This is a genomic window from Actinosynnema sp. ALI-1.44 (assembly GCF_001984155.1).
In the GTDB taxonomy this organism is placed as follows: domain Bacteria; phylum Actinomycetota; class Actinomycetes; order Mycobacteriales; family Pseudonocardiaceae; genus Kibdelosporangium.
Map to the genome: position 1 here is coordinate 27912 of NZ_MTQO01000035.1, position 14743 is coordinate 42654.

Genomic DNA, 14743 nt, shown 5'->3' on the forward strand with positions numbered 1-14743 from the left:
CGCGGGACACCTCCCCGGCGGAGACCATAGGGTGTCTGGCCGGGGAGGTGACTCTGTCACGATGAACGGTCAAGTTCCGAAGAAGGAACCAGGCCGCACCAAGATGATCAACGGCGTGCTCATCGCCGTCGGGACGATCATCGTCGCCGTCGTGACCGATCCACCGGAAGGCGTCGTCAGCTGGATCATCTTCGTCGTCGGGGCGCTGCTCCTCGCCGTCGTCGGTGCCGGGCTGGTCGAGGTGATCACGGCGTTTCTGCTCGACCTGCCCCACGAGCGGATCATCGCGGTCGCCATCGTCGTCACGCTCGCCTGCGGCGCTGCGTTCGTTCTGGTACCCGGGATCCCGAGGATCAGGCTCGGGGGGTGTGACCCGCCGGCCCAGGTCCGTGTCCTGACCACGCCCGAACTGCTGGCACCGTACCGGGCACTCGCGGGTCGGTTCGAGGACGCCGAGGCCGAGCGCGACGGTTCGTGCCGCCCGGCGGATGTGCACGTCTTCGCGTTGCCCGCGAAGCGTGCGATGGCGGGCCTCGGCGCCGAGTGGAGCGCGGAGTACCTGGAGGACGGACCACGACCGGACATCTGGCTGCCCGAGAACGGGATGCATGTCGAAACGGTCAAGAACTCCAAGGAGATGACCGGGTTCGGTCCGGTCATGGACGTGACGCCGTCGCTCGGGTCGTCGCCGATCGTGCTCGCCGTGCCCGCGCACACCGGGATCAAGCTGACCGACGAGGCGTGGCAGGGCCAGACGTGGCGAACCCTGGTCGACAAACTGCGGGCGGCCGGAGTCGGCCTGGCGCGACCGGTCACGTCCACCGTCGGCGAACTGGCAACGGTGGCGATCTACGGCAGTGAGGACGGCCGGGTCCAGCTGCGTCAGAACCCGGCGTGGGCACAGGGATTCGAAGCCTGGGTGGACAGTTCGACCAAGTCCGGCCAGTACCCGTCCGGGGCGGACGTGGACGCGTTGCTGCGCAAGCAACGTGAGCTCGGCACGGCGGGCGCGGCGCTCGTGCTCGCGGAGCCGGACCTGATCCGGTACAACCAGTCGGTGCGGGACCGAAGCGGCAGGGGCTGCGATGTCCCGAATGGACCGCCGGCGTGCATGCGGGCGCTGTACCCGTCGGACACGTACAGCTTCGACCGGCCGTTGGCGCTGCTGACGTGGTCGGAAGCGCCGCGGAGCGCCAGTCAACGCGACGCCGCCGTCGCGTTCCGGACCTGGCTGACCAGCGCGGCGGGTGCCGAGGCGGCTGTGCTGCAACGGCTTCGCCCGCCGCCCGGCACCCCGTTGCAGGAGCCGGTGTCGATGGCCAACGGCGTGGTCCCCGGCGGGCCGCCGAACTACGTCTCCGGGCAGGCCAGTCCCGGGCCCGGCGTGGCCGAGGAGATGACCGGGATCAAGGACACGGTCCGCAGGACCGGCCGGGTGGTCGTCTCCTTGGACGCCTCGGGGTCCATGCGGCAACGCGTCGGCGGTGAGACCCGGTACAGCCTGGCGGTGAAGGCGATCCTCGCCGAGCAGGACAACCTGGCCAAACGGGCTCAGGTGTCGTTGCACGTCTTCTCGGCGACGCTGGGCGTGCTGCCGGTCGACAAGGACTCGATCGGCCGGGTGCGGCCCGTGGGCAACACCCCGCAGCACCGGGCGATCCTGGACGGTGCGCGGGCGGCCGGGCAAGACGGCGTCCTGGTCCTGTTGACCGACGGCAGCAACAACGTCGACGACGTGTCGCCGCAGCAGTTGGCCGACCTGGCCGGTGCGCGGGTGCTGGTGCTGGCGTTCGGCGAGGCCAGTTGCGGCACCCAGGTGCTGATCGACGTGACCGGGCACAGCGGCGGTTCCTGCCGCCAGGTGGGCGTGACCACGCTGCAGGCGGACCTGGCCGAACTGCTGCGTTCGGTCTGACCGGGCGCGATGTGAGTGGGCTGGATGTGACTGGGCTGGATGTGACTGGGCGCGATGGGACTGGGGAGGGTCATCGATGAAGGTGAAGTGGTCGTCGTTCGGGTTGGGCGCGGTGGCGACCTTGGTGGTCGGCGCGCTGGTCGCGGCCGGGGTGGTCCGGCCGTGGGAGTCCGGGGCGCCAGGGCTGGAGAAGGGCCCGTTGGTCATCATCTCCGGCAAGGACCAGAGCAACGGCGGGCAGCGCCAGGAACTGGTCAACCAGTGGAACAAGACGCACCCGGACCACCCCGCCCGGATCGAGGAACTCGCGCTCGGCGCCGACGACCAGTACAGCGAGATGGTCGCACGCGCGCAGGGCCCCGCCCGCAAACCTGACATCTACAACCTGGACGCGGCGTGGACCGCGGAGTTCGCCGAGCGCGACTACATCGCCGAACTGGACGAGCCCGCAGCCGACACATCGGGCTTCATGGCCAACCCGCTGCGCACCTGTTGGCACGAAGGCAAACTGTGGGCGTTGCCGTTCAACACCGACGCGGGCCTGCTGTACCACCGGCACCCTGACGTGAAGGCGCCGTCCACGTGGAAGGACATCGTCAACGAGACCCGGCGGCTGATGGGCGGTCCGCACGACAGCCGGTTGGTGGCGGGGTACACCGCGCAACTGGCGGACTACGAGGGGCTGGTCGTCAACGGCTTCGAGGCGATCTGGGACGAGGGCGGCGAGGTGGTCGACGAGAACGGGAAGGTCGTGATCGACTCGCCCCAGGCGCGGGCCGGATTGCTCAGGCTCGCCGACGGGCTGCGGTCCGACGCCAACCCGCGCGTGATTATGCAGGAGGCACGGGATCAGGACGAGACGGCCAGCATGAACGCCTTCGCCGAAGGCAAAGTCGCGTTCATGCGCAACTGGCCGGTGGCCTACCGCAACCTGGACAGCCTGACCTCGGACGACGCCAACCAGACGGCGTTCTTCAAAGTCGTGCCGCTGCCGGGGCCCAGTGTGCTCGGCGGGCAGAACCTGGCCGTGTCCAGCAAGTCCGAACGGCCGCGGGCGGCTCGCGCGTTGATCGAGTTCCTGACCGGCCCGCGCAGCCAACAGATCCTCTTCGAACGCGGCGGGTTCGCCGCCACGCGTGACGTCGTCTACGAGGACGCCGAGGTGCGTCATCGGCGCCCGTACGCGGAAGCCCTGCGTGACACCATCAACCGCGCGAAGCTCCGGCCGGTCTCCCCCTGTTACGTCCGGTTCGCCGAGGCGTTCCGCGCCGTGGTGAACGAGACGCTGAACGCCGGTGGGAAACTGCCGTCCAACGCCACCGAACGCCTCACCGCGGCGCTGAACTGCTAGGCGTACGACCAGCGAACAGTTTCCTGAGTCACTGGCCCATCACCAGCAGTGACAATTCAGAACAGCCTGTCCCGGTGGTCCTGCTCGGCAGGCCGCAGGTGGCAGGCACGGACGTGATCAACACCGAGAACGAGCAGAGCGCGTACCTGCTGACCCGGCACCTGCTCGACCACGGCCACCGCCGGGTGGTCTACCGTCGCTGGTCGAGCTCGTTCCGGCTGAACAGGCCAGATCCACGGCTGCGCTCACTGCGCAGGTCCGGTGAAGTCCCGCTGGCTCAGCTGGTCACCTGGTCGTAGTACTCGCGGTAGTACCAGTCGGCGATCTCGTCGCTGGTGGTGAGCCAGACGTCGTCGTGACCGGTGATGTACCGCAGCGCCTTGGCCAGGTATTTGTGCCGGAAGGGCTGGTTGACCAGGAACGGGTGCAGCGCGAGGCCCATCACCCGGCCGGTTCGTTCCCCTTCCGCGTAGAGCTGGTCGAACTGGTCGATCACGGCCTGGTAGAACTGTTCGCCGGTGTATCCCCTGCCGAGGAACAGCGGGATGTCGTTGACCTCGATGGAGTACGGCACGCTGATCATCCGGCCGCCGGTGACCTTCATCGGGTACGGCTGGTCGTCGTTGCACCAGTCCAGCACGTAGTCCACGCCGAGTTCGGCCAGGATGTCCGGTGTCGCGAAGGTTTCGGTCAGCGCGGGCCCGAGCCAGCCCCTCGGTCGCCGTCCGGTGCTGCCCTCGATGGTCGTGATCACGTCGGTCAGGTAGGCGCGTTCGTCCTCCGGTGACATGCCGGTCTGGAAGATCGAGTTGTTCCTGCCGTGCGCGATCCAGGTCCAGTCGAGCTTGGTGCCTTCCTCGACGATCCGCGGGTAGTGGGCGCACACGTCGGAGTTGAGGGTCACGCTGGCCCGGATGCCGTACTCGCTCAGCAACTCCATCATGCGCCACACGCCGACGCGCACGCCGTATTCGCGCCACCCGTGGTTCAGCGGATCCGGCCGGAGCATCGCGGTGCCGTCGAAGATGCTGGTCGACGGTTTGCCCATCTCGAAGTGCTCGACGTTGTACCCGATCCAGAACGCCAGCCGGGCACCGTGGGGCAGGTCCAGTCTCGGGCGGTCGATCAACGGCCAGTACTCGTACCGGGTGTTGTCCATCGAAGGCGTTCCTTCCGTGTCCGGGCGCAAGCTCGAACATAGCCCGGCCACCGGTGCCCAACCCGTGTCACACAGTTGGACCCGGCCTGCCAGAGTGTCCGCGTGCGAGTTCTTCCCTCGTCCCGCCGCGCCCGCCGTTGGGTGATCGCCGGACTGGTCACGGTGTTGGTCCTGGTCGGTGGCGTGGTCGGGTTGCAGGCGGTGACCAGTGCGAGGTCGTTCCAGTTCTTCGGCGAGCTCACCGACCGGGTCGACACGTCGGCCAAGGTGGTGGCGTTGACGTTCGACGACGGGCCCGACCCGGCAGGCACGCGGCCGCTGCTCGACGACCTGGCCCGCGCCCGGGTTCCCGCCACGTTCTACCTGATCGGCCGGGACATGGCGGCACACCCGGACCTGGCGAAGGCGATCGTGGCGGCGGGGCACGAGATCGGCAACCACACGTACTCGCACGAGCGGATGGTGTTCGTGTCACCGGGTTTCGTCGCCGACGAGGTCGAGCGGACCGACAAGCTGATCAGGAACGCCGGTTACCGGGGTGAGATCACCTTCCGGCCGCCGAACGGCAAGAAGCTGTTGGCGTTGCCGCATTACCTGGCCGAGCACCACCGCAGGACGATCATGTGGGACGTCGAGCCGAACACCGACCCGGACGTGGACGCCAGCACCGCGCGGATCGTCGACCGCACCGTGGCCGACACCCGCCCCGGCTCGATCATCCTGTTGCACGGCATGTACGCGGGCCGGGAGCAGACCCGGCGCGCGGTCGGACCGATCGTCGACCGGTTGACGGCGGACGGGTACCGGTTCGTCACTGTCCGGGAACTGCTGACGTATCAAGGAAAGTAGGATCCAACAAACTTGGTACCCGGCCGTCACTGGAAAAATGGTCAGCCCATTGGCCCAAACACAACCGCCCCATGCCAATCGCGCGGCAACGCACACCCATCGCCGATCGTGGGCTAAGGTGTTGCGATGATCCGGGTGGCGATCGTCGACGACAAAGCTGTTGTCCGGGATGGACTGGCGTTCGTCCTGAATGCCCAGTCGGACATCTCCGTTGTCGCGAAGTGCGCGTCCGGCGACGAGGTGTTCGGGCTGGATCTGAGCGCGATCGACGTCATGCTGCTCGACCTGTACATGCCGGGGACGGACGGTCTCGCGGTGTTGCGCGGGATCAACTCGGCGACCCGGGCGCTGGTGATGACCGGTGTCGGCCGGGACAGGGACATCCTCGCCGCGCTGGGCCTCGGCGCGTCGGGGTTCGTGCTCAAGGACTCGACTGGTTCGGAACTGGCGTCGGCCGTCCGCGCGGTCCACTCCGGAATGACCGTCATCAGCCCCGTCGCGTCGACGAACTGACCCCAGGGGACCGCGCGAGCCACGGGGCACGATGGTGCCTGCCTGGTGCTACCGGATTATCGCGCAACTATCGGCGGGTTACGCACACACCGAACAGCCTCATAACATCGAGCTATGGCGTCGGCATGAACCCCCGGCGCCACGGTTGCTCTCAACCCCTGCAAACATGCAACCAGAGGAGTAGATCGTGCTTCGACGCACACTCATCGGTGTTGTGGCTGGTACCGCGCTGGTCCTGCCGCTCACGGCCACCACAGCCACTGCCGCCCCGGCGGCGGCACCGGCGGTGCTGGCCACCACCCTCACCTATGACGACAGCCAGGCCGCGGAGTTCAAGCAGGCGGTCGCGGACGGCGCCAACGTGTGGAACACCAATGTGCAGAACGTCCGGATCGTGAAGGCCCAGCCCGGCCAGCGCGCGAACATCCGGATCGTCGCGGACAACGGTTGGCCGCGCGCCACCCTCGGCCCGGTCCGCCCGAGCGGCCAGGTCACCATCTGGATGGGTCGCCAGGCCGTCCAGCAGGGCTATCACACGGTCCGGATCGCGGCGCACGAGATGGGCCACAGCCTCGGCCTGCCGGACGTCAAGCCCGGCCCGTGCTCGTCGCTGATGTCCGGCTCGACCGGCGGTGTGAACTGCACCAGCGTCAACCCGAACGCCAGCGAGAAGTCCAGGGTTGAGCGGAACTACGCGGGCACTGCCCAGCAGCAGAGCAGCGACGTGGTCCTGATCGACGCCGCCTTCTAGGTCAGCACGGCCTGAAGACGGCACAGCGAGAGGGGCCGCGCCACCGGGGTGCGGCCCCTTCGTCTGCTGTCAGGCCAGGTGTTTCTGCAGGTCGTCGAGGATCTTGCCGGCGGCGGTGACGCCGATGCCGAGCATCCACACCTCGTCGTCGACCACGTACGAGCGGCCCGCGGCCACCGCGGACAACTTGCCCCACAACGGCCCCGCGGTCACCTCCGCCTGGCGCTGCGCGGCTTTCTCGCCGTACGCGGACACGAAGATGACGTCGCCGTCGACTTCCTGGACGCGCTCCGGCGACACCTTGTCGAACCGCTTGTCCGATTTGTCCGCCAATTCCTGGCGTGCGGTGCGCGGCACGCCCGCGTCCTTCAGCACGATCCCGGAGAACGACTCGGGGCCGTAAACGCGGATCTCGTCGGGCATGAACCGGACGATCGAGACCTTCTGCGTGGTCTTCTTCAAGCTCGACGCCCGCTGCGTGTACTCGTCCAGCAGGCCCTGCGCCTCGGTCTTCTTGCCCAACGCGTCCGCGTCGAGCAGGAAGTTCTCCTTCCAGGTGATCCCGACCTTGTCGGTGTACACGGTCGGCGCGATCGAGGTCAGCTCGTCGTAGAACTTCTCCTGGCGGAACTTCGAGCCGAGGATCAGGTCCGGCCGCAGCGCCCTGATCGCGTCGAGATCCGGCTCCTGCGTCGTGCCGACCGCCTTGACCGAGGCGAATCCCTGGCCGAGGTAGGTCGGGATCTTGGTGTTCTGCGAGGCCTGCGCGGCGCCGACGGGCGTCATGCCGAGGCTGAACATGGTGTCCAGTTTGTCTGTGTCCAGGACGACGACCCGCTTCGGCGACGCGGGCACCTTGGTCTCACCCATCGCGTGTTCGACCGCGCGGATCTCACCGGTCGCGGGCGCCTGGTCGCCGCCAGGTGGGGTCGTGCCCGTCCCGCACGCGCTCAGCACGAGCGCGGCGGCGAGCAGCGTCGCGATCCTCCGCATGGATGTTCCTTTCCGTCAGCGCTTTCGGCGCACCAGCAACCAGATCAGGTACACGCCGCCGAACGCGGCGGTCATCACGCCGACGGGCAGTTGATTGGGGGCGAACAGGGTTCGCGCGGCGGTGTCGGCGGCGACGGTCAACAACGCACCGGTCAGCGCGGCACAGAACAGCGGTGGCCGCTCGGCCCTGGCCAGCCGCCGGGCGATCTGCGGTGCGGCCAGCGCGACGAAGTCCACCGCGCCCACCTGAGACGTCGCGAACGCCGCGAGGACCACCCCGGACAACGCCATCACCAGCCGCCGCGGCCCGACACGCACACCGATCGCCACGGCGACGTCGTCGGACAAGGCCGAGGTGTCCAACGCGCGCCCAGCCCAGAACAGCACGGGCGTCAGCACCGCGATCACAACCGCGATGACCAGCGCCTCGTCGTAACCCCAGCCCGCGAGCGTCCCCACGATCCAGATCTGCGCCCGCTGCCCGTCGATCGGCGCGGCGCCGACGATCACGATCTCGGTCAACGCCCGCAACGCCACCGCCACCGCGATCCCGGCGAGCACGAACCGGTTGCCCCGCACCGAGCCGAACAGCAGGACCACCGCGGCGGCACCGAGCCCACCGAGCAACGCCAACGGAGGCAGCACGGCGATCGGCGCACCGGACACGATCACGATGCTGGCGGCGAGCCCAGCGCCTTGGGAAACACCGATGACATCCGGGCTCGCCAGCGGATTGCGGCTGACACCTTGCAGCAACGCGCCCGCAAGGCCCAACGCGGCACCGACCACCATGGCCAGCACGATCCGGGGAACCCTCGACTCGACGAGCCTGTCAGCCCAGGTCGGAACGTCGAACAGGGCCCGAAGGACATCACCGGGCTCCACGAACGTCGACCCGATGCCCAAGGAGGCAACCACCGCGAGCACCAACGCGACCAGCAACCCGGCGCCCGTGACAACACCGCGCTTGTGCAGCGTGAACGACACCTTCGCGGCGGGCCGCACCACCAGCCGGGTCATGCCGTCACCAGCCTCGGTCGGCGGACCAGGAACAGCAGGATCGGTGCGCCGAACACGGCGGTGATCACCCCGGCCCGCACCTCGTCCGGCAGCAGGATCACCCGTCCGACCACGTCGGCGCCGAGCAGGAACGCGATCCCCAGCGGCACGCTCACCGCGAGCAGCCACCGGTGGTCGCTGCCGACCAGTGCCCGCGCGAAGTGCGGCACGGCCAAGCCGACGAAGCCGATCGGCCCGGCGGCGGCCACCGCCGCACCGGTGAGCAGCACGGATCCGGCGGCCGCGGTGAACCTCGTCACCGCGATCCGGTTGCCGAGTCCGACCGCGACGTCCTCGCCGAGCGCCAACGCGTCCAACCCGCGCGCCGAGATCACGGCCAGCACCACTCCCGCGAGGATGAACGGCAGCACGGTGAACGTGACGTCGGCGGGCCGTCCGGCCAAGGAGCCGATCACCCAGAACCGGTACTGCTCGAACGTCTGGGCGTCCAGCGTCAGCACCGCGACCACGATCGCCCCGAACGACGCGTCCAGTGCCGCGCCGACCAGCGCCAGTGTCACCGGGCTCGAGCCGCTGCGGGTCCGCGCGGCCAGTGTGTACACGAGCATGCCGGTCGCGAACGCACCCAGGATGCCGAACCAGACATAGCCGGGCAGTGTGTCGATGCCGAACAGCGTGATCGCGATGACCACACCCAGTGAGGCCCCCGAGCTCACGCCCATGATCCGTGGGTCGGCGAGTGGATTGCGGGTCAGTGACTGCATCAGCACACCCGCGACCGCGAGCGCCGCTCCGGCCGCGACACCGAGGACCGTCCGCGGTATCCGCTGCGACTGGACTATGAGGCTGTTGGCTGTGTCGTCCGGACTGATCAGGGCCCGCCACACATCACCGATCGGGATGCCGAGATTGCCGACCGCGAGACTGGCCCCGACCGCGAGGATCGCCAGTACAGCCGCGCCGACGAGCACCAGCACACGCCGTCGTCCGCCCACCGCCACCTCGCTATTAGGAAAGCCAAGCCTAAATCAGAGGGAGTGTAAGCGTGCGACGTGCGCCATCCACATCGGACCCGCCACCGGATCGACCGGGCACCACGCCAAGCGACGACCCCGACCGCGAGCGTGATCCCGCGACGGGCAACGGCAGCCGGATCTCCAACGGTGCCGGGGTCATACGCGAACAACCCGGAACAGACGAAGGCCTCGTCCGTGCTCGAACGGGCCACGGACGAGGCCATCACGATGATCGACAGGAGAGGTCAAGGCTCCTCGGTTACGGAACCACCTGCACCTGATCGCCGATCCTCAAGGTGTGGAAGAACGTCGAGGCGGCTTCCTTGGACAGGTGCACGCAACCATGCGACTTCTGCGTCAGGCTTCCTTGGTGGAAGGCTATGCCACCGTTGAAGAACACCGAGTACGGCATCGGCGCGTTGAACTGCTTGCTGCGGTAATGACGATACTTCCGCTGCACCTTGAACGTTCCGGGCGGCGTCAGCCAACCCGGTTTGCCGTGCGTGACGGGCACCGGGCCGTAGATGACGTTCCCGTTGTCCATCAGCCACGCCTGATTGTCCGACAGGTCAAGACATGCCCGCGCGGTCGCCGCGCACGGCGCGGTCGCGGCGTGAGCTTGCTGTGGCATCACGACAGCCGCACCGACCATGAGCGCCAGTCCAAGTGGGACACTCGCGGCAGCCGTCGCCAACCGACGTGCTCGCATCGTTATCACCCCTAGTAGGTCGCGTTAGCCAGTACCATTCAGGTACCCACTGTCCGCATTGGCACACATCCGGTGACCGGTTTTCGTCGATCCCGGTGTCTCTTCTCGCGCATTTTCGTCACTTGTCAATCCACAGCGGACGTAGTCCCGGATTGAGTGGACGTGGCCGCGTAGCCAGGTGTGCGGAACCGGCGGAAACTCCCGGCCCACCGCGACTACTCCGTCCACATCGGACTCAGCTGGCCGGGCTATGTGAACGCCGTCTCCGGCGGAGTCGGTCCGGCCACCTGATCGGCGTCGGTGAGCGGCTTGGCACCGCGGTGGAACTCGCGCAGACTGTCCCCTGCGGTCAACCGGGACGGGAACACCGCGGACGCGGCACGGGACGCCAGTTCCTCCGTCGGCAAGCCCGACGTGGCGGCGGCCACAACCAGATTGCCGAACCGGCGGCCACGCAACACCCCGGGTTCGCCGAGCATCAGGACATCCTCGAACACGTCGGTCACGGCCGCGACCACCCGGCGCACGAACCGCAGTCCCGGCCCGTCCGAGACGTTCATGATGTACGTCCCACCGGAACGCAGGACTCGCCTGATCTCACGCGCGAACTCGACAGTCGCCAGCCCGCCCGGCATCGACGCGGACACGAACGCGTCCAGCACGATCAGATCGGCCGAGTCGTCGCCACGGGTGGTGATGCCTTCCCGGCCCTCGGCGATCCGCACGCGCAACGCGGGAACGGCTCGCAGGTCCAGCCGGTCCCTGACGAACTCGATCAGCTGCTCGTCCGGGTCGAACACGAGCTGCCGCGACCCCGGCCTGGTCGCCGCGATGTAGCGGGGCAGCGTGCACGCGCCGCCGCCGATGTGCACTGTCGTCAGCGGCCCGGCGGGTAGCAGGTCGATCACGTCGCCGATCTGGCGGACGTAGTCGAACTCCAGGTGGGTCGGGTCGTCCAGGTCGACGTACGACTGGGCGACCCCGTCGACGCTCAGCAGCCAGCCGTCCGGCCGGTCGAGGTCCCTGATCAGCTCGGCCATGCCGAAGCGCACGTCACAGCGCCCACCGCGCACCTTGTGGCTCTTCGACATGGCGCCACCCTATGTCCGCCGCTCATCGGGCGTCCCCAAGGGGCTCTCTACAGGCAACCTCGTGAGTGGTTACCAGGGCTGGAACCCCGCTAACCACTCACGAGCTTTTGCTGGCCGGGCCGGACCTAGTGACAGCTCGTGCCGGGCGCCGGTAGTTCCAGGTCGACGAAATACCGGTCCGTGGCCTGGTCGGCGCACGCGTTGCGGGCGCTGACATACACGCCGTGCCCGCCGCTTTCGCGCGTGAGCAGGACGCTGCGCGGGATCGTCCTGTTCACGTGTGCCGCTCCGGCCCATGGCGTCGCCGGGTCGTATCGGTTGTTGAGCAGCAACGCGGGCACCCACACACGCGGCTCGGCCTGCGGGTTGGTCACTGGAAGCGGCCAGCCCGAGCAGATCGACGCGACCTGCCACACCAGGTGGGTGCGCATGTGGGGCGCCACGGTCTTGAGCTTCGCCCACTGCCGTTGCCAGTCGTGCTCGTCGCGGAAGGTGAACCGGTGGTCCGCGCAGAACGCCGCCATCGGGAACGACGCCGTGGCAGGCAGTTGGGGTGGCGCGGTGCCTGCCGGGAGGAACCTGGCGAGCCTGGCCAGCCGGTCCGCGAGCCCTGGCCAGTCCGGGCGGTACAACCAGCCCCGCATGGTCTGCCAGGACAGGTCGGTCGGGCTGATGCGCCGATCCGGGTCGCTCGGCTCGGTCAGGTCACCCCGCTCGGCCCGCAGGTAGAGGCCGTCGAACACGGCGCCGACGTCGTGGCTGTGCAGCGCGCACTCCGTGGCACCCACGCACCAAGCGGCGAACGCGTTGAACGAGTCCTCCACGCCGCGTGTGGTCGTCTCCAGGAACTTCACACCGGACAGGCTGTGGTCGAACACGCTGTCCAGCACCATCGCCCTGACCCGGTGCGGGTACATCCGGGCATACGTCTGTGCCACCAATGTGCCGTAGGAACGGCTGTACAGCGACACTTGCCGCGCCCCTATCGCGGCCCGGACCGCTTCGACGTCCCGTGCCACGTCCGAGCTGTCGATGTGGTCGAGCACGTCACCGGTGCCCGCACGACAGCTCGCCGCGAGTTTCCGGCTGTACTCGACGACCTGCGTCAACCGCCCGCCGGTGTCCGGGTTGACGTTCGGCGGCGCGGACACCAGCGCCGGGTCGCAGCGCACCGGACTGCTGCCCGTGGTACCCCGGGGATCCAAGGTCACCACGTCGAACCGGGCAGCGACTGCGGGGGAAACCTTGGTGCCGCCGCGCAACTGGTCGACGCCGGAGTCACCCGGGCCGCCGGGCAGGTAGACGACCGTGCCGATCCGCTGGCCAGCCGGTGCCTGGCGGCGGGCGAGAGCCAGTTCGAAGCCGCCACGGCCGGTCGCCCAGTCGACCGGCACCCGCAACCGCGCGCACTGCACACCCGCAGTGGCCGGTTGCCGGCACTCGCCCCATTCCAGAGTCGCCGCCTGTGCGCTCGACGGCACGACGAGCGCACAGGCCACCGCGACGGTAAAGACCACTGTGGACACTTGGCCGCGAAGGCGCATCCGTTCCCCCAAGAGTGTCGTGAACGGCACCATCGGACCATGATCACCGGCCCTGGCACCTCCGGCGGATCCCCCGGTCGACCCTGAACTCCGCCGAGGGACGATTCGGGGTCATCCCTTGGTACGACAAACGGCTTTCCGGCCGTTCGCCGGTGTTAGCGTCGGCTCATCGGCAAGATCCAACCGGGGAGGAATCCACATGGGACTGTTCATCGCCTTCGAGGTCGTCGGCATCATCGGGATGGTGCAGGGCTTCGGCTCCGCCCTGGTCACCCAGGTCTGGGGCGGCAACTGGGCGCTGATGCGGTGGGCGCTGGAATGGCAGCCGGTCGCGGGCATCGCGATCGGTGTGCTCGGCCTCGTGATCGCGTCGATCGGCTGGAGCGGCCAGAAGCGGATCAAGTCGTCCCGGCGCTAGGCATGTCGACCGGCGTTGCCACAGAGCCAGGGTGCACGCACCCGCGTGCCTGATGAGCAGGTCGAGTCCGGGGTTTCCCGCTGAGTGTCGCGGTGAGGAGGTCCAAGCACCACGGGGGTGTGCTTGGACCTTCTTTCCGTGTGGTCAGCGGGAACCCAGGCCACCGACGGTCACGGCGCAAGACGGCGCACACCCGCGATGAACCGATCATGACCCCAGGCGTCCAGAGAAAGGGGGAGACGCGTCCGGTCGGGAGGGAACCACGGCGTGATCAGCATCCTTGTCGCGGCGAGCACCGCGTTGCTGGTGTCGATCCTGCTGACGCCTTACCTGGTCAAGGTGTTCGGCAGTCTGGGGTTCGGCCAGGAGATCCGGGAGGAAGGCCCCCAGGGGCACCAGCGGAAACGGGGCACGCCGACCATGGGCGGCGTGGCGATCCTGGCCGCCACGTGGACAGGCTACGGTGCCGTACACCTCGCGGTCAGCAGCGACGGCCCTTCGGCCTCCGCGGTTCTCGTGCTCCTGCTGACCAGTGCGCTCGGTGTCGTTGGTTTCGCCGACGACTTCATCAAGATCCGCAGGCGGCGCAACCTCGGCCTGACCAAGACCGCCAAGCTGGTCGGCCAGTTCGCCGCCACGATCTCGTTCGCTGTGCTGGTACTGGGTTTCCCGGACAGGCGCGGCCTGACGCCGGCGTCGGTCAACCTGTCCTTCATCAGGGACATCACCGAGGTGTCGTTCGGTGTCATCGGGTTCGTGGTGGTCTGCTACATCGTGGTCGCGTGCTGGTCCAACGCGGTCAACTTCACCGATGGACTCGACGGTCTCGCGGGCGGCACCGCGGGCATGGTGCTGGCCAGTTACGTGTTGATCTGCTTCTGGCAGTTCCGCTACACCTGCGCGTCCCCGACAGCCACTGCCGGGTGCTACGACGTGCGTGACCCGCTGGATCTCGCGGTGGTGGCCGCCGCCGCGACGGGCGCGTGTGTCGGTTTCCTCTGGTGGAACGCGGCACCGGCGAGGATCATCATGGGTGACACCGGGTCGTTGGCGCTCGGTGGGCTGGTCGCGGGCCTGTCCATCACCACGCACACCGAACTGCTGATGGTGGTCCTCGGTGGGCTGTTCGTGGTGGAGATGCTGTCGGTCGTGCTGCAGATCGCCGTGTTCCGCACCTCGCGGCGCCGTCTGTTCCGCATGGCGCCGTTCCACCACCACTTCGAACTCGGCGGGTGGGCCGAGACCAGCGTGAGCATCCGGCTCTGGATCCTCGGCGGCGTCAGCTGCCTGATCGGGCTCGGCTTGTTCTACGCCGAATGGCTCGCGGTGACGGGCGGCCGATAGGCATTGAACTGGAAGCCTATGGAGGATCCTCCATCGATCGCCGCGTTCACTGGAGGATTCTCCAGGGGCA

The 14743-nt window shown here is 68.3% G+C and carries 15 protein-coding genes; 8 read left to right on the forward strand and 7 right to left on the reverse strand.

Features of this window, described 5'->3' with window-relative positions; genetic code table 11:
• Positions 1-61 precede the first annotated feature (61 nt).
• From ALI144C_RS08550 to ALI144C_RS08560, 3 genes are all read left to right on the forward strand, one after another.
• Positions 62-1915, forward strand: a complete 1854-nt coding sequence (locus ALI144C_RS08550) for a vWA domain-containing protein (protein ID WP_076986482.1) — start codon at positions 62-64, stop codon at positions 1913-1915.
• Positions 1916-1991: 76 nt separating this feature from the next.
• Positions 1992-3266, forward strand: a complete 1275-nt coding sequence (locus tag ALI144C_RS08555) for an extracellular solute-binding protein (RefSeq protein WP_076986483.1) — start codon at positions 1992-1994, stop codon at positions 3264-3266.
• A gap of 74 nt (positions 3267-3340) precedes the next feature.
• Positions 3341-3565 carry a LacI family transcriptional regulator gene (locus ALI144C_RS08560; protein WP_076986484.1) on the forward strand — a complete coding sequence of 75 codons (225 nt, stop codon included), beginning with the start codon at positions 3341-3343 and terminating at the stop codon, positions 3563-3565.
• On the opposite strand, the gene ALI144C_RS08565 is transcribed toward ALI144C_RS08560, so the two are convergent.
• Positions 3544-4425: a polysaccharide deacetylase family protein gene (locus tag ALI144C_RS08565; RefSeq protein ID WP_076986485.1), complete on the reverse strand. Its 882-nt coding sequence runs from the start codon at positions 4423-4425 to the stop codon at positions 3544-3546. The two genes, ALI144C_RS08560 and ALI144C_RS08565, sit on opposite strands and share 22 nt — an antisense overlap.
• 102 nt (positions 4426-4527) lie before the next feature.
• Between ALI144C_RS08565 and ALI144C_RS08570 the strand changes: the two genes are divergently transcribed.
• The 3 genes from ALI144C_RS08570 to ALI144C_RS08580 all read left to right on the forward strand — a co-directional run bounded on the left by ALI144C_RS08570 (position 4528) and on the right by ALI144C_RS08580 (position 6538).
• Complete coding sequence (locus ALI144C_RS08570) at positions 4528-5274, forward strand: polysaccharide deacetylase family protein (protein ID WP_083752853.1); 747 nt, start codon at positions 4528-4530, stop codon at positions 5272-5274.
• Positions 5275-5400: 126 nt separating this feature from the next.
• Complete coding sequence (locus ALI144C_RS08575; protein WP_076986486.1) at positions 5401-5787, forward strand: response regulator; 387 nt, start codon at positions 5401-5403, stop codon at positions 5785-5787.
• A 187-nt stretch (positions 5788-5974) separates the two neighbouring features.
• Positions 5975-6538: a snapalysin family zinc-dependent metalloprotease gene (locus ALI144C_RS08580; RefSeq protein WP_076986487.1), complete on the forward strand. Its 564-nt coding sequence runs from the start codon at positions 5975-5977 to the stop codon at positions 6536-6538.
• A gap of 69 nt (positions 6539-6607) precedes the next feature.
• On the opposite strand, the gene ALI144C_RS08585 is transcribed toward ALI144C_RS08580, so the two are convergent.
• The 6 genes from ALI144C_RS08585 to ALI144C_RS08610 form a co-directional block, all read right to left on the reverse strand.
• Positions 6608-7531, reverse strand: coding sequence for an ABC transporter substrate-binding protein (locus ALI144C_RS08585; RefSeq protein ID WP_076986488.1), 924 nt, complete (start codon positions 7529-7531; stop codon positions 6608-6610).
• Positions 7532-7546: 15 nt separating this feature from the next.
• Positions 7547-8551: a FecCD family ABC transporter permease gene (locus ALI144C_RS08590; protein WP_076986489.1), complete on the reverse strand. Its 1005-nt coding sequence runs from the start codon at positions 8549-8551 to the stop codon at positions 7547-7549.
• Positions 8548-9546 carry a FecCD family ABC transporter permease gene (locus ALI144C_RS08595; RefSeq protein ID WP_083752854.1) on the reverse strand — a complete coding sequence of 333 codons (999 nt, stop codon included), beginning with the start codon at positions 9544-9546 and terminating at the stop codon, positions 8548-8550. The genes ALI144C_RS08590 and ALI144C_RS08595 overlap by 4 nt, the downstream gene beginning before the upstream one ends.
• A 280-nt stretch (positions 9547-9826) precedes the next feature.
• Positions 9827-10276: a L,D-transpeptidase gene (locus ALI144C_RS08600; RefSeq protein ID WP_076986491.1), complete on the reverse strand. Its 450-nt coding sequence runs from the start codon at positions 10274-10276 to the stop codon at positions 9827-9829.
• A gap of 248 nt (positions 10277-10524) precedes the next feature.
• Positions 10525-11367 (reverse strand): spermidine synthase, encoded by an 843-nt coding sequence (locus tag ALI144C_RS08605; protein WP_076986492.1) that lies wholly within the window; start codon positions 11365-11367, stop codon positions 10525-10527.
• Between the two features lie 125 nt (positions 11368-11492).
• Positions 11493-12941, reverse strand: coding sequence for an alpha/beta hydrolase (locus tag ALI144C_RS08610; protein WP_168211208.1), 1449 nt, complete (start codon positions 12939-12941; stop codon positions 11493-11495).
• A gap of 169 nt (positions 12942-13110) precedes the next feature.
• Between ALI144C_RS08610 and ALI144C_RS08615 the strand changes: the two genes are divergently transcribed.
• Positions 13111-13329 carry a hypothetical protein gene (locus ALI144C_RS08615; protein WP_076986493.1) on the forward strand — a complete coding sequence of 73 codons (219 nt, stop codon included), beginning with the start codon at positions 13111-13113 and terminating at the stop codon, positions 13327-13329.
• 267 nt (positions 13330-13596) lie between these two features.
• Positions 13597-14673: a phospho-N-acetylmuramoyl-pentapeptide-transferase gene (mraY, locus tag ALI144C_RS08620; protein ID WP_076986494.1), complete on the forward strand. Its 1077-nt coding sequence runs from the start codon at positions 13597-13599 to the stop codon at positions 14671-14673.
• The last annotated feature ends 70 nt before the right edge of the window (positions 14674-14743 follow it).

What these genes read in the sequence shown, in the direction of transcription:
- ALI144C_RS08550 (WP_076986482.1), top strand. Translation starts at nt 62, where the DNA reads ATGAACGGTCAAGTTCCGAAGAAGGAACCAGGCCGCACCAAGATGATC.
- ALI144C_RS08555 (WP_076986483.1), top strand. Translation starts at nt 1,992, where the DNA reads ATGAAGGTGAAGTGGTCGTCGTTCGGGTTGGGCGCGGTGGCGACCTTG.
- ALI144C_RS08565 (WP_076986485.1), bottom strand. Translation starts at nt 4,425, where the DNA reads ATGGACAACACCCGGTACGAGTACTGGCCGTTGATCGACCGCCCGAGA.
- ALI144C_RS08575 (WP_076986486.1), top strand. Translation starts at nt 5,401, where the DNA reads ATGATCCGGGTGGCGATCGTCGACGACAAAGCTGTTGTCCGGGATGGA.
- ALI144C_RS08585 (WP_076986488.1), bottom strand. Translation starts at nt 7,531, where the DNA reads ATGCGGAGGATCGCGACGCTGCTCGCCGCCGCGCTCGTGCTGAGCGCG.
- ALI144C_RS08590 (WP_076986489.1), bottom strand. Translation starts at nt 8,551, where the DNA reads ATGACCCGGCTGGTGGTGCGGCCCGCCGCGAAGGTGTCGTTCACGCTG.
- ALI144C_RS08600 (WP_076986491.1), bottom strand. Translation starts at nt 10,276, where the DNA reads ATGCGAGCACGTCGGTTGGCGACGGCTGCCGCGAGTGTCCCACTTGGA.
- ALI144C_RS08605 (WP_076986492.1), bottom strand. Translation starts at nt 11,367, where the DNA reads ATGTCGAAGAGCCACAAGGTGCGCGGTGGGCGCTGTGACGTGCGCTTC.
- ALI144C_RS08615 (WP_076986493.1), top strand. Translation starts at nt 13,111, where the DNA reads ATGGGACTGTTCATCGCCTTCGAGGTCGTCGGCATCATCGGGATGGTG.